This window comes from Pseudonocardia pini, from assembly GCF_013870575.1.
In the GTDB taxonomy this organism is placed as follows: Bacteria; Actinomycetota; Actinomycetes; order Mycobacteriales; family Pseudonocardiaceae; genus Pseudonocardia; species Pseudonocardia pini.
Map to the genome: position 1 here is coordinate 1 of NZ_JACBXB010001005.1, position 1,630 is coordinate 1,630.

Consider the following 1,630-nt stretch of genomic DNA (forward strand, 5'->3'; position numbering starts at 1 on the left):
CGCGCTGCAGGATGTGGTCGACGGGGACCTGGTCGGCGACGGCGTCGTAGGACAGCACGAGCCGGTGCCGCAGCACGTCCGGCGCCACGTCCAGCACGTCCTGGGGCAGCACGTAGTCCCGGCCGCGGACCAGCGCGATCGCCCGCGCCGCCGCCACGATCCCGAGGGTGGCGCGCGGGGAGGCGCCGTAGGACACCCAGCCCGCGATGTCCCCCAGCCCGTGCTCGGCGGGGCTGCGGGTGGCCACCACGAGGCGCACGACGTAGTCCACCAGCGCGTGGTGCACGAAGACCTCGGAGGCCACGTCCTGCAGCCGGACCAGCTCGCCCGGTTCCATCACGCGCTCGGCGACCGGGGGCCTGCTGCCCATCCGGTAGACGATCTCGCGCTCCTCCTCCACCCCCGGGTAGGCCACGACGATCTTGAACAGGAACCGGTCCCGCTGCGCCTCGGGCAGCGGGTAGACGCCCTCGTTCTCGATCGGGTTCTGGGTGGCCAGCACGAGGAAGGGGTCCGGCATCGGGAACGTCCGGCCGCCGATCGACAGGTGCCGCTCGGCCATGACCTCGAGCATCGCGGACTGCACCTTGGCGGGCGCGCGGTTGATCTCGTCCGCCAGCACGAAGTTCGCCACGACGGGGCCCAGCTCGACGTCGAACTCCTCGCGGCCCTGCCGGTAGATCCGGGTGCCGAGGATGTCCGCGGGGACCAGGTCGGGGGTGAACTGCAGGCGCGAGAACGAGCCGCCGACCACCTTCGCGACGGTCTCCACCGCGAGCGTCTTGGCCACGCCCGGGACGCCCTCGAGCAGCAGGTGCCCCTTGGCGAGCAGCCCGACGAGCATCCGCTCGACGAGGGTGTCCTGCCCGACGATCACCCGCTTGATCTCGAAGACCGCGCGCTCGAGCAGCTCGGCGTCGGACTTGGGGGTGCTCGGCTTCGAGTCGGGAGTCGGCTGCACGGTGACCATCAGACACCATGCGGGGTGAAGGCCCCTTAAAGCACGCGCGAGACCGTGGGCGACAACCCGCCCGTGTACCGGACCGGCGAGACCTTGACCGACGCCCCGGAGTAGGGCGCCTCGATCATCCTCCCGTTCCCGATGTACAGGGCGATGTGGTAGGTCCGGCCGTTGCGCGCCCAGGAGAGCATGTCGCCGGGCTGCATCTGGGAGCGCGGGACCTGGTCCCCGAAGGTGGCCTGGTTGCCGCTCCACCGCGGCAGGTTCACCCCGGCTCCCGCGAAGGCGTAGAGCATCAGCCCGGAGCAGTCGAACCCGACCTTGCGGAAGTCGCCGAAGGAGTCCGCCACACCCCCGTCGCGGACCCCGACCGTCGGCCCGCGGGAGTTCCCGCCGCCCCACGAGTACCGCACGCCGAGCTGCGCCATGGCGCGGTCGATCACGGTCTGCACGGCCCCGGAGCCCGCCCGGCGGACGGACGGCGGCGGTGCGACGCCGAACCGCGCCGACGCCTCCTGCTGGGCCGCCCGCTGCCGCGCGGCCTCGGCCTCCTCCTGGGCGCGCTGCCAGTCGCGGAAGCGCTGCCGCTGGGCGCGCAGCCCCGAGTCCGCGTCCTCCGCGGCGTCGAGCTGGGCCTGGACCTGCTGCTGCTCGGTCGCGACGACGGAC

At 72.9% G+C, this 1,630-nt stretch carries 2 protein-coding genes; both read right to left on the bottom strand.

Features of this window, described 5'->3' with window-relative positions:
- Nucleotides 1–970: AAA family ATPase (locus tag H5J29_RS31880; RefSeq protein ID WP_181784632.1), on the bottom strand; the 970-nt coding region annotated here is incomplete at its 3' end.
- 26 nt (nucleotides 971–996) lie between these two features.
- Nucleotides 997–1,630: NlpC/P60 family protein (locus tag H5J29_RS31885; protein WP_181784633.1), on the bottom strand; the 634-nt coding region annotated here is incomplete at its 5' end.